Consider the following 24,466-nt stretch of genomic DNA (forward strand, 5'->3'; position numbering starts at 1 on the left):
TCCTATAGTAAAGGTTGAATAATATTTAATATTTTAACTATAATTTTTCTAAATCAATTAATCTCGTCATTAGGAGTGAAATTAAATTCAAAACTATGATCAAAATCTCATTTGAATTTATCACTAATTTGTTTATTTAACTCTTTTGAATAAGCTAATACCATAGTTTGTTGATCAGCAAATAAAGCTCTGTAATCTAAATTAGTTGATCCTGTAAAACTGATTTCATCATCTATTAAATAGACTTTAGAATGATTAAACACATTATTCATTGAATAAATCTTAACTCCAGCTTTATATAAATCTCTTGTTCATTGTTTTGTTTCATCTAATAAGAAAGGTTTATCACTCATTCCCGGAATTAAAATTCTTACATCAATTCCAGTATTAGCTGCTGAAATTAATGCACTAGTTATTTCTTGAGGAGGAATAAAATAAGGAGTAGAAATTCAAATACGTTTTTGAGCCGAATTTATTAAATTAGTAAAAACAGATAAATGAATAGGTTCGTTATGATTTGGACCTGAAGAAATAATTCTAACTAGTGAATTTTTATTCTCTTTTAAAGCATGTATTTTACCTATATTTTTTTCAACTTCTAAAATACTTGGTAATTTACTATTTTTATAAAACTCATAATCACTTACAAATATCTTTTCAATTCCTTGTACAGCACTTCCAGTTATTCTTATATGAGCGTCATTTCAATAACCAAACTTCTTACTTAAATTAATATATTCATCACCAATATTAATTCCACCAACATATCCAATTTTTCCATCAATTGATATATCTTTTCTGTGATTTCTATAATTAGCTGTTCATTTTATAAAAGGAAAATGTACTTTAGCATAACTCACAATATTTGCACCATGACCTATTAATTTCTTTTTAGATTTTAAAAATACATCATATGATCCTACAAAATCATAAATAATATAAACTCTTACACCTTGTTTAAGTTTTTTAATTAATAAATTAGTTAATTGTTCTAATAATCTACCTTCTTTAATAATGTAAAAGTTTAATAAAATATAATTTTTAGCATTACTAATATCTTTAAATAAACTTAAAAATAATTTATTACCATTATCTAAAAATTCAACATCACTATTTTTATATAAGTTTAAATTTAAGTTGTTTTGTCCTGTTTTAAAAGAACGTTTAAATTGTGGTATTTGATTTGTTAAAATACTTTCAATTTCTTTTTGTTCTTGTTTAGTTTGTTTTTGTTTAAAATCAATAATTGAATAGTTTTTAGTAGTTTTATATTTATAAGGTCTTCCAAAAAAGATATAAGAAATAATTCCAAAAATAGGTACAAACGCTATAAATGAAGATCATCTAATTCTAGTTTCAAATCTTCTTTTTTTATTAGCTAAAACAACTAAAGCTCAACTACAACAAATAGAGTGAAAAATGAAAAATGAAATTCAGTTATATCATTGAGCATAAACACTTGTTATTGCTAAAATAGCAATTGCTAAACCAAACATAAATATTAACGATAAAGTTGCTACTAACGGTTTTTTCATTGTTCTGTTCCTTTGTTATGTTTTTTTCTTGTTTTTGAAAATCTATTATTTTTAATAATTAATAAGTTAAATAATTCAGGTGAAAATTTTGCAATTGCTTCAGTAAATTTTTGATTACTAATAAGTTGAAGCATAAATAGTTTTGATTGAATGTGATTTTTTTTAAAAAAGTATTTGCTAACTAAAATATAAAAAGTCAATCAATAAATATAATCATATAAATTCTGTTTTTTATCGTCATAAAAAAACTTAGAAAATGCATTAGCAATATAACAATATATCTCGTGATAACTAAAATATTTTTTAATTTGTTTCTCAGTAAATTTAATTTTAAATTCTTTAGATAATATCTCTAAAGCTTGTTGTTCATAATTAATATTTAAGTCATTAAATTCTAATTTTTCTGTATTTAAAATAATTGTTTTATGCATATCTTCTAATTTGTTTTTAGATTTATTTTTAGTGAAATTGTAATATAGATAATAAGCACAAAGATTAATAAAATTAAAAACATCTCAATGTTGTTTTGTATCAATTTTCATATTTGAGATTCCTAAAATATAAAGATAGTTTTTAACTAGTGAATTACTACTTCTTTTTGCAAAAAACTTTTTAAAATCAGTATAAAGCAGATCGTTTTCATTGATAAAATTTCTAAAGTATTTTTGTCTTTTTAAAAAAGAAGCTACATTCTTTTTTGTTAACTTTGTACTCATTAATTCTTACCTCACTTTTATTTATACTATAGAAAAATAGGCATAAGCCTATTTTAATCTATTTAGTAATGGAAAAATAAATTTTGATGCTTCTAAATTAGTTGTGTTTTCTCTTATATAAACAAATGATCTGTGGTGTTCTTCACCAACCATTATTTTTCTTAATTCTTTAACAACAAATTTATTTTTTATATTTGGTACAAAATAGAACTCAATTAGTGAAATTCCTTTTGGAACAATGTTTTGTAATAATGTTTTAATATTAATTTCATTTTTTGAATAAAGACCCATTAATTGGAAAGTGTGACCTGTAATTGAAAACATTACAATAGCATCTAAATTAGCTAAATAATAAATGTTGTTTTTGTAGTATTTTAATAGATTATAAATTTGTAAATCCTTATCTTCTTTTACAGAAAATAGTGAATTTTCTTTAGCTGAATGGAATAAATAATCTTTAATAAATTCTAAATCTTTAGCATTATTTTCTGGTGATAATTTTTTAACTACTGCTAATTCAGATTCTACATTTTGATCTCATTGCATGAAATAAGTATATTCTTTAGCTTTTTTAAATCCATTTCTTATTAATGTTTGATCATTTTCATTATTTGAGAATGTATAGAATAAATCTACTATTCTTTCATATTTATTAATTACCCCTTTAATCATTTGATCAACCATGTCATCATTTCCGGCTTTAGATTTTACAAATTGATTAGTTATTAATAATGAATTAACGCTTGTTTTATTAATGGTAATTCCATTTTTTAAGAACCCACATACCCCTAAAACACCGTTACGATCATTAACTGCACAAATTGGTGTAAAACCTAGGTCTATTTGATTTTTTAGAATTCAGTCTTCGTATGTTTGATAACCCCTTTTTTTAATAATACTATTAAGTTCTAAGTTGTAATGTTTGTTATCTCTATAATTGAAAATTAAACTATATTGATTCATTGAAAACCCCTCCTAAATGTATTCTTATATTATTGATTATACTACCACACTAGATATTTTTAGATATGTTTTTATGGTGATAATTAACTATTTATACTTAAAAATCTCTTTTATTTACTTAATTATTTTAACTTTTATAGTTTTAAGAAATTAAAAATTCACTTTAGTTTTTTAACTTAAAGTGAATAAATTAATTATGGTTATATTTAATCAGTTTAGATTGTTTATCTAACTTTATTTTTTTATTTCTTTATTATCCAAATAGATTAACAATGCAGATAATATAAATACCAATAATGTAACTAAAATAATTAGATCTACTATAGTGATTTAAAAATTACTTATCTAAATTTAGGTGGTATTCAATCTTCTTGTATTCCGCTATAAAATGAAAAGTTATTAAAACTTATTACCTGACCAACATTTCATTTAGAAATGTCTTGGTTGAAGTTAGTTGCGCGTGTGAACATTCCTGACATATTAGTTACCTTTGAGGTATTTCAGTTTCCGATGGGTTGGTTGAAGTTTGTGGCTTCTCAAAACATAGCTTGCATATATCTTACTTTAGATACATCTCAGTTTGATATGTTTTGGTTGAAGGATATGGCTCTACAAAACATATAACTCATATCAATTACATTAGAAGTGGTTCAGTTATTTAAAGGTTGGTTGAAAGATTTGGCAAAACTGAACATAGCAAACATATCTGTTACGTTTGATGTGTTTCAGTTGTTTAAAGGTTTATTAAATTGTGTTGCTCCTTCAAACATACCACCCATGCTTGTTACGTTTGAGGTGTTTCAGTTTGATATGTCTTGGTTGAAGTCGAAAGCATTTAAAAACATATATTCCATAATTGTTACATTTGAGGTGTTTCAGTTGTTTAGTGGTTGGTTGAAGCTACTTTTTGCAAACATGTAACTCATATTAGTAACATTTGAGGTATCTCAATTATCTATACCATATATTAAAGAATTTTTATTTTTAGTAAACATATAACTAGTATCATTGATTATTTCAGGGAGAACTTTTGGGACAACTATAACATTTGGATCTACTTGCTCAGCTTTAAATGTCAAATTCTCTGAGATGTAATAACCTATTTCAATTAATTCAGTTTTGTTGGGATTGTATTTGTGAAAACCTTCAGAGGGTATTTCTCCTATTTGTAATTCTATTTCTCATTTGTTATACATTACTTGAAATATTTTATTATTTTTTTCACTATTTGCTAACGTTACAAAAACATCTATATTATGCTTTTCTAACCTGTTTAAAAGTAATTTTAATAGTTTTTGTTTTGTTTCATTCTTATCTGAATTTATATTTTTTGAAAATCTATTTTTAAATTCCTTATTTCAAATCGATTTAATTTTTTCAATATTTTTTCTATCTACTTCATAAAGTACATTAAATTTAATTTCAACTTCATTTTTATAAGTTTTGTCTCCGTCTTTAGGTTTTACTATAACTTTATCATCATAAATATCTAAATCTAATTTATCAAAATCAATATCAATATTTGGGTTCTTTTCTTTAATTAGTTCTATTAATTCTTCTCTATTTTTTTGAGAGTCATTGACTTGTTCTAATACTTTATTAAGGATTATAAATGATAAGTCTTGAGATACCTTAAATGATAATTCGATTTGATTTTTATAAGTTTTATCACCATCTTTAGGTTTTACTATAATTTCATTGTCTGATCCTAATTTAGAAAATATATCCAATTTATCAAAATCAATCTCAATATTAGGATTATTTTGCATTATTAATTCAATTATCTTTTCTTTATTTTTTGGAGACTCATCAATTAGTCCTAATTCTTTATTAACAATTAGTGATGATAAGTCTATTCTTTGAGTTTGGTTATATGAAACTACAGTAGCTGTAGCAGCAGAACCTGTACCAACAATTGTCGTACCACTTATTATTGCAATTAATTTCTTGCTAAACCTCATCATTTCACCTCTTTTTAATGTGGAAAAAATCTCAATTCTATTGTAATTCCAAAAAAAAAAAAAAAACAAGTCTCGGGTTTCGCAGTGCATAGTACCCCTCATAAAATCAAAAAAAGATCTCTACAAATGTAAAGATCTTTTTATCTTATATATTTTTTATTTATCGAATCATATATTCTAGATGGCAAACCATTTAATTGTTCATCAAAAAACACAACAATATCTTTATTAAAATTTTCTAAATCAATTTTAGTTTTTAATGGTTCAGATTTGTGAAAATTAACACTTGTTGAAATAATTGGACCAACTTTATTAATAATATTTTTTATATCTTGTCTTTTAACTAGTCTAACTGCAATACTTGAATCTTTTGTTTTAAAAATTACTGTTGTAGGATCATTAGATAATAATAGTTCTTTATCAGTTTGATCAACTATATCTAAATCTTTAAGTTGATCTAAATTTGATATTAAGATAATTAATCTTTTATTAAGATCAGCTTTTTTAATTCTATTAATTTCTCTTTCGTTTTCTAAACTATAAACTGCAGATAATCCATAAATTGTATCAGTTGGTAGAATTATAATTTTATTTTGTTTTAAAAGTTCTATTGCTTTATTTTCTTCATGACTTTTTAGCATGTGTATATCCTCTTAAAAATTTAAATTTTTTATTCTCTATTTCTTGTTCAACTTCTTTAATAATATTTTTCTTAGTATAAATTCCTTTACCAATAATAGCAAATGAAACTAATGTTGAAGTAATTAAAATAGTAAACTCAGAAAATATTACATAGTTATTAGTAAATATAGTTTTAATTTTTTCATCTATACCATTTAAAGGATATTCATTTACAAGTTGATTATAAATATTTGCTGTTATTATCTGTTTTGTTTCTTTTAAATAATTCATACCCATATTATCAGTATTTCAAGCAACTGAAATTCTTTGTAATTCTAATTGAGATACAAAAACACTTATAATTAATAAAATTGATTCTATAAGTAAAACAATATATTGTGATCTAAATGATAATGAAGAAAAGTTTTGACCACGTATTGATACTGAAACTAAAAATAATGAAGTTGATAAAGTTATTCCTAAAACTAATATAGGAAATGACAAAATAGTTAACGGACTAGTTTGTTCTAAACTCAATGTATTTTTGAATTGATTAAATACCTTATCTTCAAAACCGTTCATATCTTTTAATAAGTTAGGATATTCATAAGTTCATTTAAATAATGATTGAATAGGTCCACGAGTTGAAATAATTACTATGTAAAATATAACACTTGATGAAATTACAAATACAGTTACTAAAACTCAATTAGATAATGTTTTTGCTTTATATGAAAATATTTTATTTGCATAAATTTTAAATTTAGATCCTGAAAATAATGAGTTTTTTTGAGCAAAGTGTGTTACATATTTATCTTCTTGATTTGATGAATTATCAGCAAAAACAACGTTTTGTAATGAAATACTAATAGTAAACATGAAAAAGAATTGAACAAAACTTACTCATCAAATTTTTTCATCACTTATTCAGTAAAATGCTTTTAGTTTTTCTGCATTATTACTTAAAGGTGAATAATGATCATAATATCATTTAGCTATGTCTTGCATTTCACCTATTTTTTTATCTGAGTTTCCTGTAATAGTTTCATAATGTAAAAAGTCTTCATAAAATCCATAATAATATTGTGATAAAGTTTGAAAAAGAATTGTAATAACACTTAAAAAAACAATCGAAACAATTACTACTTGTTTATATCTTTTATTATCTGAAACACTAACAATACCTTTAAAAAGAACAAATAAAACAAGAACAATAAAAGTAAAAATAATACCAACTATTCCATAACCTCATATATAAGCTTTACTTGGTAATTCTATTAAATGTTTAGAAATAGTTTTAAAATGGTCAAAATAATAAAGTAATCCTTGGTCATTAAAAATAATATAAACATAAACATAAAAAGGCATAATAGTTAATAAAAATACTACTATTGCTAAAATAGATCTAAAATAGATCGATGCATTTCTTTTTTGAATTTCTGGATTAGAATCTTTTATTCTCATTGAAAATTTATTATTAATCAATTTGAGTTTTAGATTCGAAATATATTTATTTTTAATCATATGTTTATTCCTTTAAAAGTTTTTAATTATTAGATTTCTTCAATTATTGTAATTATCTTTTTTAAATTCTCAATTATATTTTAAACAATTATCATTAATTATTTTCTCAATTGCTGTTTTTTGATTTCAACCAAATTCTAAAACAATAATAAATTTATTATTAATATCTACAACTTTATCAATATTATTAATTAGTTGTTTATAAAAATATAAACCGTTATCTTTAGCAAATAATGCAATATTAGGTTCATATAATTTAACACCTTCAGCAATAGAATCATCATTAATATCAATATACGGAGGGTTACATACAATTACATTGGCTTTGATATTATTTTTAATAATATTTTCTAAAAAATCTGATTGTAATATTTCAGTATTTTTTAAATTGAAATTATTAATATTTGTTTTACAAACATTTAAAGCATTAGTATCAATATCGACTAGTAAAACGTTATTTAACTTATTTAATAAAGCTAAACTAATACCTAAACAACCACTACCAGAACAAAGATCAATTATTTTTAAATTATTATTTTTTTTTACATAATCATAAACTAAGTTTATGATTTCTTCAGATTCAACTCTTGGTATTAAAACGTTATTATCAACATAAAATTTATTATTGTAAAAATATTTACTTTTTATAATATAAGCTAAAGGGTATTTTTGTTCTAATAGTTTTATTATTTGATCAACATGTTCTAGTTCTTGATTTGTTAATTGATAATCTAAATCAGTTATAATTGCTTGATAATCTTTTTTTAATACATACTCTAAAATAGCATAAACATCAGCTTTTGAAATGCTGATGTTTTTATTATTTAAAATATTATTAAAAACCTTATAAATATTAAGCATTATTTTCTAGTTGCTCAGCAACTTTTTGGCGTTGTTCTTCGTTTATTAATGCAATTATAAATTCTTCGATATTTCCTTCCATAACTTGATCTAATTTATTTAAAGTTAATCCAACTCTATGATCAGTTACACGGTTTTGTGGATAGTTGTATGTTCTAATTTTTTCAGATCTAGCACCAGTTCCAACAGCGTTTTTTCTAGTAGCATCTGCTTCAGCTTGTTGTTTTTCTAATTCAGCTTCATAAATTTTAGCTCTTAACATAGTCATTGCTATATCTTTATTATCGTGTTGACTTCTACCATCTTGACTAGCAGCTACAACTCCAGTTGGAATGTGAGTAATTCTAACAGCTGAATCAGTAGTGTTAACGTGTTGTCCACCAGCTCCTGAAGAACGATAAGTATCGATTCTTAAATCAGATGCTTTAATTTCGATTTCAACTTCACTCATTTCAGGTAAAACAGCTACTGTTGCAGTTGAAGTTTGAATTCTACCTTTTGCTTCAGTTTTTGGAACACGTTGAACTCTGTGAGCACCAGATTCGAATTTTAATTTAGAATAAACTCGATCTCCTTTAACCATGAATACTACTTGAGAATAACCTCCAGCTTCTCCAGGTGAAGCTTCCATGATATTAATTTTTCAACCTTGTTTTTCAGAATATAGTCTATACATTCTTAATAAATCACCAGCAAAAATATTAGCTTCATCACCACCAGCAGCCCCACGAATTTCAACAATAACGTTTTTGTCATCGTTTGGATCTTTTGGTAATAACATTTCTTCAATTATTTTTACTAAAGGTTCAATTTTTTCACTGTTTTCTTCTAATTCTAATTTAGCTAATTCGATTAATTCTTGATCTTTTTCATTTTCTAAAATATTTTTAGCATCAATTATTTGTTGTTGAGTTTGTTTATATTCAATAAATTTTTCAACAACTTCTTCTAAATTAGATCTTTCTTTATTTAGTTCAGTGAATTTTTTAATATCTTTTAGAATTTCTTCTTTTTGTAGATCTTCATTAATTTGATCTAGTCTTTTTTGCATAGTTTCTAATGCTTCATATGTTTTTGGATTCATTAATTAAGCTCCTTTTTTAGGTAGTACATAACAAGTTCTACATCTTGCTTCATAACTTTCTTTTCCATCAACTAAAATTAGCGGTGAATCTCATTTAGCTGGTTCTCCATTAACAATTCTTTGAGATCTATTAGCAAAATTACCACATACATGACATCTTGCTCTTAGTTTTGTAACAAACTCGGCTATTGCTAGAAGTTTATCTACATTTTTAAATGGTTCACATCTAAAATCTTTATCAAGTCCATTAACTATAACAATGATTCCTTGATCTGCTAATTCGTCGATTAAGTCAACTACACCTTCATCTAAAAATTGTACTTCATCTATACCAACAACTTCAACCTTTTTTATTAAATTTTCTTGTTCAACTATTTTTCTAATATCATCACTTTTTTGAATAATATTAGATTCTAACATTGTTCCACCGTGTGAAGCTACACATTGTTTTGAGTAACGTTGATCTAGTCCTGGTTTAAAAACTACAACATTTTTCTTAGCATAAGACATGATTTTTAATCTTCTTATAAACTCTTCAGTTTTACCTGCAAACATGCATCCTGTAATTAATTCTATTCAACCTAATTTGTTGTTTGAACAACTCATTTCTACTTCGTTTATATCGTTCATAATTCTACCCTCCATTTTGCATTAACTCTTCTAATTCATGTACTAAAGTTGGTATTTCATCTAAGGTTTCAATTCTTGCTCCTGATGCAAGTTTGTGTCCTCCACCGTTGTGTTTTTCAGCAACTTTATTAACTTCATAATCACGGCTTCTGAATGACACTTTTAATTGATCTTCATATTCAATAACAGTGAATCAAATTTTAATTTCTTCAATTCCTGCCATCGTTGATAAACAAGATTTAATTTCTTCGTAATTTAAATCTCAACCTTTTTGATCTTCTTTTGTTAAAACAATATATGCAATACCTGTTTTTGTAATATTAACTTTAGAAAAAGCGAAATTCATTCATTTTCTCATCTTTAATGATGAAACATATAAATAATCATTTGCTTTTTTAAAATCAGCACCAAATTCTAATAATTTAGAAGCTACTATAAAAGTTTGTGAATCTGTTTTTTCATATAGAAATCTTCCAGAATCAGTTAATAAACCCAAATATAAATTATGTGCAGCTTTTTTAGGAATTATTAAATTCATTTTCATTGCTCATAAAGTGATTACTTCAGTATTTGCAATTGATGAATCTAAAATTAAATCATTATCAGCATAATCTTCAACATTAATATGATGATCAACTTTAAATATTTCTTTAACTAGTTCAACTTTATCAAAATCAATACGTGATTTAACTGCTGTATCAACTGTAATTAATAGTGAATTTTCAACAAACTCATCACTAATTTCATTATTTAAAAAATCTACATCATCATTTAATCTTTCACCAACAACAAAGATCTTTTTGTTTTCAAAATTCTTTTCAATTATATAAGCAAGACCCATAGCACTACCTTGAGCATCTCAATCAGGTAGTTTATGTTTTGCGATGATTATGTTGTCGTATTGTTTAATTTTTTCAACTAATTTTTCACATTTTTTATTATCTAGCATTCTACACCTCTTCAGAAATTATTTTGCTTATACTTTTTCTATCTACGTGAACAACTATTTTGTCATTATTTTTTAGTTGAATTGTTTTATTATAGAAAAATATTTTTGTTTTATACTCGGTAACTCCACAATAAATGTTTTTATCAATAAACCTATTAGATTTTACTAATCTTAAAATGATTGGTAAATTATCTCTTCCACCGAAACTTAAATTTACTCTAAAAGGATTTAAATAGATTGTTCCATTATCACTAATTTCGTTATTTTCTAAATTTCAGTTTTTATTTTCTACTTCAACTTGATTATTTTCTAGCTTTTTATATTTTAAATTGTTGTAGTGAGGTAGAATGTTTTGCTCTAAACTAATATCAAATATATCTTCAGCTGATAAAAGTTGCATTTCATTGTTATAAACACTGTAAATTGTTTTTGAAAGATCAGGAACATATCTTAATGAATCATTTAAAAATACAAATGTTAACATAGGATTAAGTTCTCTAATACGTTTAATAGTTTCTGTTAATTTATCAAAATCTTTAGGATTTAAAAGTTGAGTAAGATTTGAAAAAACAATATTTCTCTTACCTAAATTAATAGCTTTTAGCATTTTAATATAGATGATGTTTAATGATGATATTTGAAAACTACTTTTAATAAATCATTGAAATTTCATGTTGTATTTTTCAACGTTTTCACTCATTCATTCTGAAGCTTGTTGGAAAATATTTTTAATTTGATCCTTGTAATATTTTTTTAAAACTAAAAATTCATTTTTATTATTATATTTAGCATTACCAGAAAGAATTTGTTCGTGATATTTATGAATTAGATATGCGATTTGTTTTCCTATCATTTTACATTCTTGACGAAGTAAACCTAACATATCTTCTTTTTGTTTATGTTCAATATCAGAAAGTTGATCTTCGACTGTTTTTTGTCAATTTTTATATGCTCATTCAACTTTGTTATATGATTCTTTAGAGATTTCAGACTGTTTAAAATATTTTTTAAATTCAAAATCTAATTGTTTTTGAAATTGTTTTAGTTTTTTATTATCTCTATAAATTGCAATTCTTAATTCAGTAATTTTTGAACCTATTATTTTAAGTTGTTTACCTACTGCATATTTGGTCTGTGAATAAGTAAATTTTCTTCAATTCTTTTTCAATTCTCTATTTGATGATCTTTTAATATTGTATTCACAAGAACAAGAATCTCTTAGTTCATCAAATGCATAAATGTTATCTCACATAATTTGTTGAAACATTAGCATTAATTGATTAATTCTTACAGTTACTTTTAAGTTTTCAATTAATTTAGATAAAACTCTTATTTGAACAGGAAAATCTTTAAAAATATCTAAAGGTTTTTTCTGATTGTATTTTAATAATTTTTTTAGATAATCGTTTAAAACTTTTTGTTCTGTTGTTGTTGAGTTAGTTATAAATTGAGATATTACTTTATCAATGTTTTTTCTAACTTTTAAATCATTACTTTCATTTTTAGAAGCAACAAATGATAAATAATTATATTTTTCTTCAATATAAGAAACAGAAGCTTTTCTTAAAAATCTAGTATTGAAAAGTAGTGATAATACTAAAACTCATTTAGCAGGAATTAAACGTTGGAAAAAGTTATTGTTTTTAATGTATTCAACATTATTTTTAACAAATCTTTTATTTACAATATCAATTTCATCAATTTGATATCTTCCTGTTTTATTTTTTTCTTTACCTAATAAAACTCTTTTAAAGAAATTGAATTTGTTAGGTTGACGAATAACTACATTAATTATTTCGCCATCACCAGCAGTAAAGTTAATTCTTTCTATTTTAGGATCTTTGGTTAGAAAAGTTAACTCACTGAATTTATATGACATTAATTTTCCTCCAATCCATTATATAAATATATTTTAAATTATTTAACTTTAAAAAAGAAAAACTCACAACGTAGTTGCGAGTAAATGTTGTTAAAAAACTATTTTTTGTTTTCTTTGTTTTTTGCTTTTTGATCAGCTGAGTGTTTTTCAGCAGCAGCTTTAATAGAATCTCTTTTAGCAAATTTAGATTTGAATTGTTCAACACGACCAGCATTGTTAACGAATGTTTGAGCTCCAGTAAAGAATGGGTGACAATTTGAACAAATATCAAGTCTTATTTCTTCTGCTTTAGTTGTACCACATACTCATTCATTAGAACAAGTTGTACAAACGAATTTAGCTTCGTTAAAGTATTTTGGTTGAATATCATTTCTTGGCATAGTCTTTCTCCTTTCGCTATGTTATCATTTCGATATTTGATACGTTATATAGTATATAACAAAATTTAAAAAAATAAAAATTTTAAAGTTAAGATTACTTTAAAATTTTAAATTATATATGAATTATCAAAATTATTAAGCTTTACCTTTGCATCCAAATCATTCTGTTAATTCTAAGAATGTTGATTTTAATGCTTCATAACCAGGTTTTAATAATTTACGTGGATCAAATCCTTTTGTATTATCATCTAAGTCTTTACCTGCTTCAACATATTTTCTTGTAGCATCTCTAAATGCTAATTGCAATTCAGTATTAACGTTAATTTTTGAAATTCCCATTGAGATTGCTTTTTTAACTTGATCTTGAGGGATTCCTGATCCACCATGTAATACCATTGGCATATTGCTTGCTTGTTGTAATTTTTCTAATGTGTCGAATGATAGTGATTCTCATCAACTTGGATATTTACCATGAATGTTTCCGATTCCAGCAGCTAACATAGCAATTCCAGTTTTTGAAATTTCTTCAGCTTGTTTTGGATCTGCTAATTCACCTTGTCCAACAACACCATCTTCTTCTCCACCAATTGAACCGATTTCAGCTTCAACTGAAACTTCGTATTCATCAGCAAATTTAATTAATTCTTTTGTCATTTCTAAGTTTTGTTCATATGGATAGTGTGATCCATCAAACATAACTGATGAATAACCGGCTAAAATACATTTTTTAGCCATTTCAACACTTTGTCCATGATCTAAATGTAAAGCAACTGGAACAGTAATATCTAAAAAGTCTAATAATCCGTTAACCATTCCAACAACAGTTTCAACTCCACCCATGTATTTAATAGCACCTTCACTAGTTCCTAAAATAACTGGAGTGTTTGAAGCTTGAGCTGCTTCTAAGATAGCTTTTGTTCATTCTAAGTTATTAATATTAAAGTGCCCGATTGCATATTTTTTAGCATGAGCGTCTTTTACCATTTGTTTAGCATTAACTAAACGGTTGTGATATAGTTTTGGCATTTTGTAATAATCTCCTTACCTTGTTGCGTCTATATAATAATATCATTTATACAACTATATTGTTAGCATCTCATATGGTGAAAATATATCTAAATTTTTAACTAAATAAATTAATTATTTATAAGCAACTGTAAAAAAGTTTTTAATTAAAATCTCTGGTAAATCATCTAAATTAATAACATCTTTGTTGTTAACTACAACTGAATAATTCTCACGTTTTTTAAATAACTTTTTATCAGTAATCATAAATAGAAAAGTTCAAGTGTGAATATATTCAACAAATAATATTGCTAATTTAAAATCGTATTCAGCTGAATTAATATAAGTTTCTTTTAGTTTTTGAATTTTTTTATTTAAATATTCAACTGATGTTTTTGTTCTTCAACTAATAAATTTATTTTGATTATTATATAAAATTTTAAAGTCTTTATATTCTGAATCAGAAATAAATTCTTCTTTTAATTGTTTAAAATGTTGTTCAAGTTTTTGTTGATTTTTTTCAGCAATAATATTTTTATCTTTAAATACTTTAATTATGTAAAAAACTAAAATACTAAAAGATAAAAGTTCTGAAATCAATAATATAAAAATAAGTGTTGTAGATCATCATAACCCATTAGGTTTAATAAAAAATATATCTAATAAACTAGCTGAAATTTTTTGTATTAAAGTTTTTTCTAAAAGGTTAAATATTATAATTACAAAAAATAAACAAAGTAACATACAACCTGCACAAATAGTTAGATAAGAAGTTAAAATCTTTTTATTTAATAACGGATAATCATCAATTTTTAATAATTTATCAAATACTTTTTTTCTTACTTTTAATTGTTTATTAAAAATTAAATATGATCATCTTAATTGAAAAAGAACTATACCAAATATTAAACAAATAACTCCAATAAAAATTCCTACTCATTGTAAATTGGAATAATCATCAATTTTAATAATCATATATTCACCTCTTTTTTAATAAAAATCACTTTATCTAATAATTTCTTATTAGATTTTAAAGTGATAATTTATTATTTTTTAATGTTATTAACAACGGCTTCGATAAATCCTTTAAATAATGGACTTGGTTTGTTAGGACGAGATGTAAATTCAGGGTGGAATTGACTTGCAACAAAGAATTTTAATTTAGGAATTTCAACAATTTCAACTAAATTTTGTTCTTCATATATTCCTGAAAATCTTAGTCCAACACTTTCTAAATCTTTTTTGTATTCATTATTAAATTCATATCTATGTCTATGTCTTTCATAAGCATTATCTGAATTATATAATTTTTGAGCAATTGAGTCTTTTTCTAATCTAGTAGCCATTGTTCCTAGTCTTAATGTTCCACCAATGTTATGACGATCGATTCCTCTTATATAATCAAAAATCGCATGAGATGTTGTTTCATCAAATTCAGTTGAGTTAGCATCTTTTCAACCTAATAAATCTCTAGCCATTGAGATTGTAGCGATTTGCATTCCTAAACAAATTCCTAAATAAGGTATATCATTTTCTCTTGCAAATCTACTTGCTAACATCATTCCTTCAATACCACGGTTTCCAAAACCACCTGGAACTAAAATAGCTTGTGAGTCTTTTAGAACTTCTTTATAGTTGTGTTCGTTTAGTTTATCAGCTTGAATTCATTTAATTTTAACTTTTTTATTAAATTCTCATCCAGCTATTTTTAATGATTCAATAACAGAAAGATAAGCATCTTGTAATTCGATATATTTACCTACAAATGTTACTTCAATTGTTTCTTTTGAAGTATCAATTTTTTTGTTAAATTCTTTTCATGATGATAGATCAATTGGTTTAGCGTTTAATTTTAATTGATCAATTACTAATTTGTGTAAATTTTGTTCAGCCATTGCTAAAGGAACTCTATAAATAGAATCTTGATCTACTGCATCAATAATGTTTTCTGTTGGAACATTACAAAATAGTGAAACTTTTTCTTTAATTTCTTGAGGCGAACTTTTATCACTTCTTGAAACAATAACATCTGGTTGAATTCCTAAGCTTAATAATTCTCTAACTGAATGTTGTATTGGTTTTGTTTTATATTCTTTTGACGCTGCTAATCATAATAATAAAACAACATGAATAAACATTACATTTTCTTTACCTTGTTCCATTCTAATTTGACGAATAGCTTCAATAAATGGTTGAGATTCGATATCTCCAACTGTTCCTCCAATTTCAGAAATAATAACATCAGCTTTACTTCTTTGAGCTGCTAAATAAACTTTATGTTTAATTGCATCAGTTATATGAGGAACTACTTGAATAGTTTTTCCTTGAGAACCTCCTCTTCTTTCACCTTCAATAACTTCTAGATAAATTTTTCCTGCACTTGTTGAAGAAATTTTTGATAATTCTTCATCTGTAAAACGTTCATAATGACCTAAATCTAAATCAGTTTCTCCACCATCACTAGTAACAAAAACTTCACCATGTTGGTATGGAGACATTGTCCCTGGATCAACATTTAAATAAGGATCAAATTTTTGCATAAATACTTTTAATCCACTTGCTTTTAATAAAGCACCTAATGAACTAGCTGTTATTCCTTTTCCTAAACCTGAAACTACTCCACCTGTAACGAATATAAATTTTGCCATTTGTCTATCTCCTTGTATCAGTTAATTATATTTTACCTAAAATAAAAAAGTCATAAAAACATAAGTTTTACAACTTTTCAAAATTATTCATCTCCGTAATCGTCTTCACCAACTGTAACGAATCCTTCATCATCTTCTTCATCGTCTTCGTATTCTTCATCATAATACTCTTCTTCAAGATCTTCATCATCAATAATAGTTTCTGAATCATCTAGATCTTCATCGTTTTCAGATTTTGGTTTTTTCTCAACTTCTTCTAGTTTAGCAGCGTATTGTTTTTTAATATCTTCAACTTCAGGATCTGCACTTAATGCTCATAAACCTTCAGATGTTAAAGCAAAACGATTATCTAAAACCATATCTCCATATAAATCAGCAATAACTGACATTTCATCTTTTTTCTGACTTACAACATCTTTAGAAATTTCATTTCAAATATTTAATAAAGTTGTTGGTTTTTTATTTGCCAGTAAATAGTCATAAACTAAATTTAAATTTGTTTTTTTGTTCATTTTTATAGTCTCTTTCTACTACTTTATTTCTAAGTCTTTAGGAAATAAGTATTTAATTTCATTTTTTTGATTATTGTTTTCTTTTATAGCACACGATAAAAGGCTAATATTTTCTAAAGCGTCGATCTTATTTGTTTTTTCGTTAAATAAGTAAATATGTTCGTCTTTTTTTGCCCCATGTTCTATTTTATACATAACTGCAGGTTTTGAAACTGTTTTTAGAAAATAATATTCAGGATCGTATCCTTTTTCTTTCAATTTATCTAATATTTTATCTTTTTCAACTATTTGTTCACTTTTGCAAACAAATAATTCTCTATTATTAATTCTTTTTGAAAGATCACTTAATATTTGATCTTGTTCGTTTTGGCAATTAGCAAATATATTAAACATTAAATAATCATCAATTTGAAGATATTCTTTTAATTTAATTGGCTTATTTTCAAATAATGCACCAAATAATTCATAAATTCTATTATCTTTGAACTTGTAATTATTATCAGCTAAGTATTTAATTCTTTTAAATCATGTTGAAAACATAACATCAAAACTAATTGAAGTTTTATGATTATATACTTGTTGATACATATGATATCTTCCTAGTAAATATGATTCAATTGCATAAATGGTTTTGTGTGGAAAAACAATTTTGTTATCTCTAATTTTTGCATTTCTAATTAATCATTTAACATCTAAAGTTGCATAATCAACTCCACAATTATATGAATCACGAATTAAATAGTCAAATCTATCAGCATCAATTTGAGAACTTACTAATAAATTAATGATGTTATTTTTATATGTTCCATCAATAATAGCAACGATATCGTCTGGATTAATATCATATTTTTTTAGAATTTTATTAATATTTCCATCAACATTTTTAATAATTTCTGTTGTGTAACTTTCGTGAGATTTGTTTGTGATTCTTTCAAATGTGTGAGAAAAAGCAGCATGACCAACATCGTGTAATAATCCTGCTAGTTTAACTAACATTTGTTCTTTTTGATCAATTAATTTAAAATCTCTATTTTTTAAAAATTGTTGTAAAACATGATATACACCAATACAATGACTAAAACGTGTGTGAGTTGCGCTAGGATAAGCAAATTGACTTCCTGCTAGTTGAAGTATTCTTCTTAATCTTTGCATTTCACTAGAATTAATAATTTCTATATATATTGGATGATCGAAATAAATATCACCATGAACATTATCTCTTATAACTTTTTCGTACATATTTATCACCTATTTTTTAAAAGAATTTATGTTGTTTAAAACTTTATCTTTTCCTAATAAGAATATCACATCTGCTAAACTAGGACCGTGTTGTGATTTTGAAGCAAAGATTCTTATCGGCATAAATAAATCTTTTCCTTTAACATTAACAATTTGTCCCGATTCTTTAATAATTAATTTAATATTTTCAACACTTCACTCATTTAAATTAATTATTTTTTCTTCAAATATATTAATTAAATTTTCATAATTATTTAAATTATTTAATTCATCTAATGTAGCTTGATCTACATCGATATCATTAAAGAATAAATCTAAATGTTTATTAATCTGACTAGCATATTCTAATTCTTTTTTAAATAATAGTAAAACTGTATTTAATCAACTTGAATCTTTTTGTGAAATATCAAATCTAGTTGTATCAATAAATTTAATTACAAAATCTAAATATTGTTCATCAGTTAGTTGTTTCATATAAACTGAATTAATCCATTTCATCTTAACCATATCAAAAGTAGAAGGAGATTTACTAAAACGTTTCTCATCAAATATTTCTATTAATTCTTCTTTTGATAATATTTCTTTTTCACCTTCTGGAGATCAACCTAATAAAGCTATATAGTTAAACATCGCTTCAGGTAGATAACCTTGGTTTTTGTATTGTTCAATAAAGAATAATGCATTACCACTTCTTTTTGATAGTTTTTTACCAGTTGAATCAACAATTAATGTTAAGTGACCAAATGTTGGATAATCTCAATTAAATGCATCATAAATCATCATTTGTCGAGGTGTGTTTGAAATGTGTTCTTCTCCTCTTAAAACGTGAGTAATTTCCATATCATAATCATCAACAACAACAGCAAAATTATAAGTTGCTATTCCATTACTTTTAACAATTACAAAATCACCTAAATCTTTTGATTCAAAACTAACTTGACCTCTTACCATATCATTAATTGCTCAAGTTTTATTCTCAGGAACTTTGAAACGAATTGAGAATTCTTTTTTATCTTCTAAATTCTTTTTGATTTCTTCATCAGATAAGTTTAAACATTTTTGAGAATATTTAGTAGCAACAATTCCTTGAGCTGTTTGTTGTTCGTAATCTTTTTCTAGTTCTTCACTAGTACAAAAACATTTATAAGCCAATTTTTTATCAATTAATTGGTTAGCTAATTCTCTATATCTATCAAATTTTTCAGATTGCATATATTTACCATATTTTGCATCTCCTGGATTAAAGATAGATTCATCCGCAATAATACCTAATCAATTTAGATTTTCAAATTGTGATTCAATTGCATTTTCAACATTTCTAGCTAAATCAGTATCTTCAATTCTTACAATAAAACTACCATTGTAATGTTTAGCAAATAAATAGTCCATTAAAGCAGTTCTAGTGTTTCCAATATGTAAAAAACCAGTTGGTGATGGCGCATAACGTAATCTATATGACATATAAAAATCTCCTTTATAATCGTATAGATTATAATACCAAATTTAAATTTAACAATAAAGTTTGTTTTTTAGTAGAATAAAAACAGTATTTTTACTCTTCATATAGGTATTAGAAAAAAATAAAAAAATTTTACCTATTTTCATAAAATAAATAAAATTTTAGATATCTATTAATATTCTTTTTTGTTTTTGATTCAACTAATACTTCTATTTTTTAAATAATTACAAAATAAAAATAGTCTCTTTCGACTATTAATTGTTATTTTTACAGTTTAATTTTGAATTAACAACTCAATTAAACACTAAAGCTAGTAATATAATAGTTCCACCAATAGCTGCTATATAATTCATAGGAACTAATGCTATTCCTGTTGCGGCACATAAAATATTGATAGTTAAGTATTCTTTTTTGATAGTTATCAACCCAACTATAGATAAAATGAAAAGAGTTGAATAGGTAATTAATCTTAATGCTGTATTAACAATATAAGTTAATCTAGAATTTCAATCTCAACCATGTGAAGATGGTGGCATTAGTGCTTGGTCTAATTCATATCCTGTATATCCTATTCAAACAGCAGAACCAATCATTGTTAATACTAATCCTAGAACTAAAGCTATTTTATAGTTAAATTTAGTTTTGCAAGTAACATTAAAGTTATTTAAGTTTTTATTTTCAGAATAAATTTCTTTTACTTGTTCAACTTCTTTTGTTTTTTCAACTTTTTTTACAGGTTTGTTTTCAACTTGTACATTAATTGGTTGAATATTTTCTTGATTATTTAAATTCAATTGATTTGTATTGTTATTAACATTCATGTTGCTTGCACCAATTAATAATAAAACTCCACCAACAATTGTTCCAAATACTATATTAAAAATACCAGTTGTCATAACTAATCCTTTTTTAGAACTTGTTGCAGGCACTAAACATAAAATTGAAAGCACTAATGATGAAACGTTTGATGCTCAAATTAAAAATAATAAAGTTTTAAGTCCATAATCTGAAAATCATCAAAAAAGTGTACTAGATCCTAATAAAGTAATAGTTCAAAAAATGAGTGATCCAAATCCAGTAATTAATGAAAATATAGATCCACCTAAAATCAGATTTTTGTTATCTTGATTTGTATTCATTTATACATTTTTCCTTTCTTAATAAAATAACTATTTTTATTCTATTGCAAAACTTTTTCGGAATTTTATTCTCGTTCATTTTTTTTGCGTCTCTAATAAAGTTATTAAATTCATCAACTTTATTAACGTTTCAATTTGATAAGTTTTGGTCAAATTTTTTTGCATCTCTGAACATACCTTCCATTGTTGTAACATTTGAAGTGTCTCAGTTTGATATGTCTTGGTTGAAGTTATTAGTTGATGAAAACATATATTCCATATTTCATACATTCGAAGTGTCTCAATTGGATATGTCTTGGTTGAAAGATTCAGCACCATTAAACATAAAACCCATCAATTGAACTTTTGAAGTGTTTCAGTTACCTATTGATCCATTAAAACTTCTTGCAAGATAAAACATTTGATACATTTGAGTTACATTTGATGTGTCTCAGTTTGATAAGTCCTGATTAAATTTGGTTGCGATATGAAACATACTATGCATGTTAGTTACATTTGAAGTGTTTCATTTGCCTATATTTTGATTGAAATTTCAGTTATTGAAAAACATGTAGCTCATATTAGTTACATTTGAAGTGTCTCAATTAGATATGTCTTGGTTAAAGTTTTCTGCTCGTCAAAACATACTACTCATATCAGTTACATTTGAAATATCTCAAGCTTCAATACCATTAATTGTTTTGTTTATATTACTGTGAAAAGCATTTTTTAAACTATTGATTGCAATAGGTAGTTTATTGGGAACAGTATCTGTATTTTGATCAAATACACTTGTTTCAAATGTCCCATCTTTTTTTAAAAAATATCCAATTTTAACTACTTGTTTAGGATTATTTCTTCTAGAATCTATATTTTTTTCTTTATACACATGTTTAATTTTTTCACTATCAAATTTACCTACGTTTAAATTTAAAATGGTATTTTTATAAATAAATTTTAAATTTTCTTCTTCTTTTATAATATCTTGTAAGTTATTATCTTCAATATATTTAATTTGTGCATTAACGTTATTCTTTTTAATTAAGTTATTAAATGAATTTAATAATGTTTCTTTAGTAGGTATATTATCTCTTACACTGTGGTCTAGATGATATTTTAATTTAAATCTTCCTTTATATTCTTCTTCTCAAATACTTTTTATTTTTTCTATTTTATTATTATGATCTTTTTTAATAAAATGTACCCCAAGTATTGTTGCTCCTGATGCAATAAAGAAAAATAATGAACCCATTAAAAATACAATTTTTCTAGTTATTTTCATACTATCCTCTTTTCTTTTTTAGAATGACTATTCCTATTCTATTGCAAAAAAAAAAAAAAAATAAAGTGCTAAATTTCACTTGATGCATAATTAATAGAAAAAATATAAAATATTTGTTATAAAATACTTTAATGATAAGGAGTATGAAAATGAAGGTATTAGTTTTACTAGAGTCACCATCTAAAATAGATAAGATTAAACATTATCTTGAAGAAGGTTTTAAAGAAAATGAATACACAGTTTTAGCTAGTGGTGGACATATTTCAAAAATTGCTGATAAAGGAACTTGAGGATTAGGAATTGATCTAGAAACAATGCAACCTCAATTTACAGTTGAAAAAACAAGAGCAAAAATTGTTAGTCAAATTAAAAAAGAAGGTAAAAATGCTGATCTAATAGTTTTAGCTTCCGATCCAGATCGAGAAGGAGAAGCTATTGCGTGACACTTAGCTAGTTTATTTGATGGTAAGAAAAAAGAAATTAAACGTGCAACATTTAATGAAATTACAAAAGACGCAGTTATTGAAGCGTTTAATAATTTAAGAGATATTGATATGAACTTAGTTCAAGCTCAATTCGCAAGACAAATGCTAGATAAAATTATCGGTTATCTTGTTTCAAAATCATTACAAAAATCAACTGGTTTAATGAGCGCGGGACGTGTTCAAACTCCAGCATTAAACATTTTAACTACACGTGATGAGATCATAAAACAATTTAAAGAAGTTCTATATAAAAAGATTTTTGTAATTGATAATAAAAACAATATTAATTTAAATTTAACTAAAGATAAAAATAATAAAACAGTAAATACTGAAAAAACTTACTATATAAGTGAAAATCAATCAAAAGAAATTATCGATCAATTATCTGAAGTTTATAAATGTAGTGATTATAAATCAGTAGCTTTTGAAACTAGAAGTTTTAAACCTTACTCAACTGCAGGATTATTACAAGATGGATTTAGTAAATTGAAATTAAGTGCTGGTCAAATTACAGTAGCTGCTCAAAAATTGTATGAAGAAGGTTATATTACTTATATTCGTACAGATTCAGTAAAATATTCAGATCAATTTATTAAAGATGCTAAAGAGTATATTTCTAAAAACTATTCAGAGAATCTATTTAAAGAACCTGTTGTAGGCAAAAAAGATCTAAACAGTCAAGAAGCCCACGAATCAATTAGACCAACTGATATTTCAATGACTCCTGAAAAAGCGATTTTAGAAATTGAAGATAAAACTCAACAAAGAGTTTACAGTTTAATTTGATGAAACTCTATTAAGTCATTAATGAAAGGTCCTAGCGGATTTAATCATAGATGAACATTTAAAAATGAAGGATATGAATTTAAACAATCTTGACAAGAAGTTTTAGATTTAGGTTATCAAGCAATTAAACACTCATCGAGTGATGAAAACGTTGAAGTAACTGAAGATGATGAAATTGAAGAAATTTCAAAACAAAAACCAAGTTTTGAATTTAAACAAGGATTTGAATTAACTATTTCAAAAGATCACATTAAAGTTGAAGATGCTAAAACTAATCCACCTAAAATGTTTAACCAAGCAAGTTTAATTAAAGAATTAAAAAACTTAGGAATAGGTAGACCTTCAACATATAACCCAATCTTAACTAAATTAAAAGATCGTCAATATGTAGAATATCCAAAATCAAAACCTATTATCGTTACAAATAAAGGTTATGAAGCAAATCAATTCTTATATAGTCAATATCAAGACTTTTTCAATCTAAACTATACTGCTGATATGGAAGATAAATTAGATAAAATTAGTGAAGGATCATTTAACTATGTTAGTTGATTGCAAGATATTTATCATTCACTAGATAAAAAAGTAAAAGAAGATGTTTCTCAAGCTCAAACTGATATTTTATGTCCAAGATGTAAAGAAGCTAATTTAGTATATATTAAATCTAAATTTAATAGAGGTAGAGGATGTTCTAATTTCACTACAACAGGTTGTGGATATAGAGAATATGAACAACCAGATGGAACTTGAAAAGAATATGTTCCAGCATCAAAAGATGATAAAAATACTGATGAAAACTAATCTTTTTTAAGAAAATAAAATGTTGTAA

General features: G+C 24.8%; 21 protein-coding genes. 1 reads left to right on the forward strand and 20 read right to left on the reverse strand.

Features of this window, described 5'->3' with window-relative positions:
* Positions 1-2 precede the first annotated feature (2 nt).
* From cls to MYE_RS03770, 20 genes are all read right to left on the reverse strand, one after another.
* Entirely contained in the window at positions 3-1,535 is a 1,533-nt protein-coding gene (gene cls / locus MYE_RS03675; protein ID WP_042733553.1) for a cardiolipin synthase, read from the reverse strand.
* Positions 1,520-2,251, reverse strand: a complete 732-nt coding sequence (locus tag MYE_RS03680; RefSeq protein WP_042733554.1) for a hypothetical protein — start codon at positions 2,249-2,251, stop codon at positions 1,520-1,522. The genes cls and MYE_RS03680 overlap by 16 nt, the downstream gene beginning before the upstream one ends.
* Before the next feature lie 48 nt (positions 2,252-2,299).
* Positions 2,300-3,214, reverse strand: coding sequence for a hypothetical protein (locus MYE_RS03685; protein ID WP_042733555.1), 915 nt, complete (start codon positions 3,212-3,214; stop codon positions 2,300-2,302).
* A 341-nt stretch (positions 3,215-3,555) separates the two neighbouring features.
* Complete coding sequence (locus MYE_RS04425) at positions 3,556-5,175, reverse strand: BspA family leucine-rich repeat surface protein (RefSeq protein WP_236681618.1); 1,620 nt, start codon at positions 5,173-5,175, stop codon at positions 3,556-3,558.
* Positions 5,176-5,315: 140 nt separating this feature from the next.
* Positions 5,316-5,816, reverse strand: a complete 501-nt coding sequence (locus MYE_RS03695; RefSeq protein ID WP_042733556.1) for an L-threonylcarbamoyladenylate synthase — start codon at positions 5,814-5,816, stop codon at positions 5,316-5,318.
* On the reverse strand, positions 5,791-7,320 hold the full coding sequence (locus MYE_RS03700; protein ID WP_042733557.1) for a hypothetical protein: 1,530 nt from the start codon (positions 7,318-7,320) through the stop codon (positions 5,791-5,793). The genes MYE_RS03695 and MYE_RS03700 overlap by 26 nt, the downstream gene beginning before the upstream one ends.
* 12 nt (positions 7,321-7,332) lie before the next feature.
* A complete protein-coding gene (gene prmC, locus MYE_RS03705) occupies positions 7,333-8,181 on the reverse strand; it encodes a peptide chain release factor N(5)-glutamine methyltransferase (protein WP_042733558.1) in 849 nt (282 codons plus the stop codon).
* Complete coding sequence (gene prfA, locus MYE_RS03710) at positions 8,174-9,265, reverse strand: peptide chain release factor 1 (protein WP_004428928.1); 1,092 nt, start codon at positions 9,263-9,265, stop codon at positions 8,174-8,176. Before prfA ends, prmC begins: the two co-directional genes overlap by 8 nt.
* A 3-nt stretch (positions 9,266-9,268) precedes the next feature.
* On the reverse strand, positions 9,269-9,895 hold the full coding sequence (locus MYE_RS03715; RefSeq protein ID WP_042733559.1) for a thymidine kinase: 627 nt from the start codon (positions 9,893-9,895) through the stop codon (positions 9,269-9,271).
* 4 nt (positions 9,896-9,899) lie between these two features.
* Positions 9,900-10,844, reverse strand: a complete 945-nt coding sequence (locus MYE_RS03720) for a DHH family phosphoesterase (RefSeq protein WP_042733560.1) — start codon at positions 10,842-10,844, stop codon at positions 9,900-9,902.
* Position 10,845: 1 nt separating this feature from the next.
* Complete coding sequence (locus tag MYE_RS03725) at positions 10,846-12,723, reverse strand: regulator of G-protein signaling domain-containing protein (RefSeq protein ID WP_042733561.1); 1,878 nt, start codon at positions 12,721-12,723, stop codon at positions 10,846-10,848.
* A 98-nt stretch (positions 12,724-12,821) separates the two neighbouring features.
* Positions 12,822-13,103, reverse strand: coding sequence for a 50S ribosomal protein L31 (rpmE, locus tag MYE_RS03730; protein ID WP_004428921.1), 282 nt, complete (start codon positions 13,101-13,103; stop codon positions 12,822-12,824).
* A gap of 135 nt (positions 13,104-13,238) precedes the next feature.
* Positions 13,239-14,129 (reverse strand): class II fructose-1,6-bisphosphate aldolase, encoded by an 891-nt coding sequence (gene fba, locus MYE_RS03735; RefSeq protein WP_042733562.1) that lies wholly within the window; start codon positions 14,127-14,129, stop codon positions 13,239-13,241.
* A gap of 114 nt (positions 14,130-14,243) precedes the next feature.
* Entirely contained in the window at positions 14,244-15,083 is an 840-nt protein-coding gene (locus MYE_RS03740; protein WP_042733563.1) for a hypothetical protein, read from the reverse strand.
* 71 nt (positions 15,084-15,154) lie between these two features.
* Complete coding sequence (locus MYE_RS03745; protein WP_042733564.1) at positions 15,155-16,756, reverse strand: CTP synthase; 1,602 nt, start codon at positions 16,754-16,756, stop codon at positions 15,155-15,157.
* Between the two features lie 83 nt (positions 16,757-16,839).
* Positions 16,840-17,268, reverse strand: a complete 429-nt coding sequence (rpoE, locus tag MYE_RS03750; RefSeq protein ID WP_042733565.1) for a DNA-directed RNA polymerase subunit delta — start codon at positions 17,266-17,268, stop codon at positions 16,840-16,842.
* 18 nt (positions 17,269-17,286) lie between these two features.
* Entirely contained in the window at positions 17,287-18,507 is a 1,221-nt protein-coding gene (locus MYE_RS03755) for an HD domain-containing protein (protein WP_004428877.1), read from the reverse strand.
* A gap of 9 nt (positions 18,508-18,516) precedes the next feature.
* Positions 18,517-19,968: a glutamate--tRNA ligase gene (gene gltX, locus MYE_RS03760; RefSeq protein ID WP_042733566.1), complete on the reverse strand. Its 1,452-nt coding sequence runs from the start codon at positions 19,966-19,968 to the stop codon at positions 18,517-18,519.
* A 252-nt stretch (positions 19,969-20,220) separates the two neighbouring features.
* On the reverse strand, positions 20,221-21,105 hold the full coding sequence (locus tag MYE_RS03765) for a hypothetical protein (RefSeq protein ID WP_042733567.1): 885 nt from the start codon (positions 21,103-21,105) through the stop codon (positions 20,221-20,223).
* A complete protein-coding gene (locus MYE_RS03770) occupies positions 21,086-22,366 on the reverse strand; it encodes a BspA family leucine-rich repeat surface protein (RefSeq protein ID WP_052491427.1) in 1,281 nt (426 codons plus the stop codon). Before MYE_RS03770 ends, MYE_RS03765 begins: the two co-directional genes overlap by 20 nt.
* 149 nt (positions 22,367-22,515) lie before the next feature.
* Here MYE_RS03770 and MYE_RS03775 point away from each other — a divergent pair, with 149 nt between their 5' ends.
* A complete protein-coding gene (locus tag MYE_RS03775) occupies positions 22,516-24,438 on the forward strand; it encodes a type IA DNA topoisomerase (protein WP_042733568.1) in 1,923 nt (640 codons plus the stop codon).
* The last annotated feature ends 28 nt before the right edge of the window (positions 24,439-24,466 follow it).

Origin of the sequence: Mycoplasma yeatsii GM274B (genome assembly GCF_000875755.1) — a bacterium.
GTDB lineage: Bacteria > Bacillota_I > Bacilli_A > Mycoplasmatales > Mycoplasmataceae > Mycoplasma > Mycoplasma yeatsii.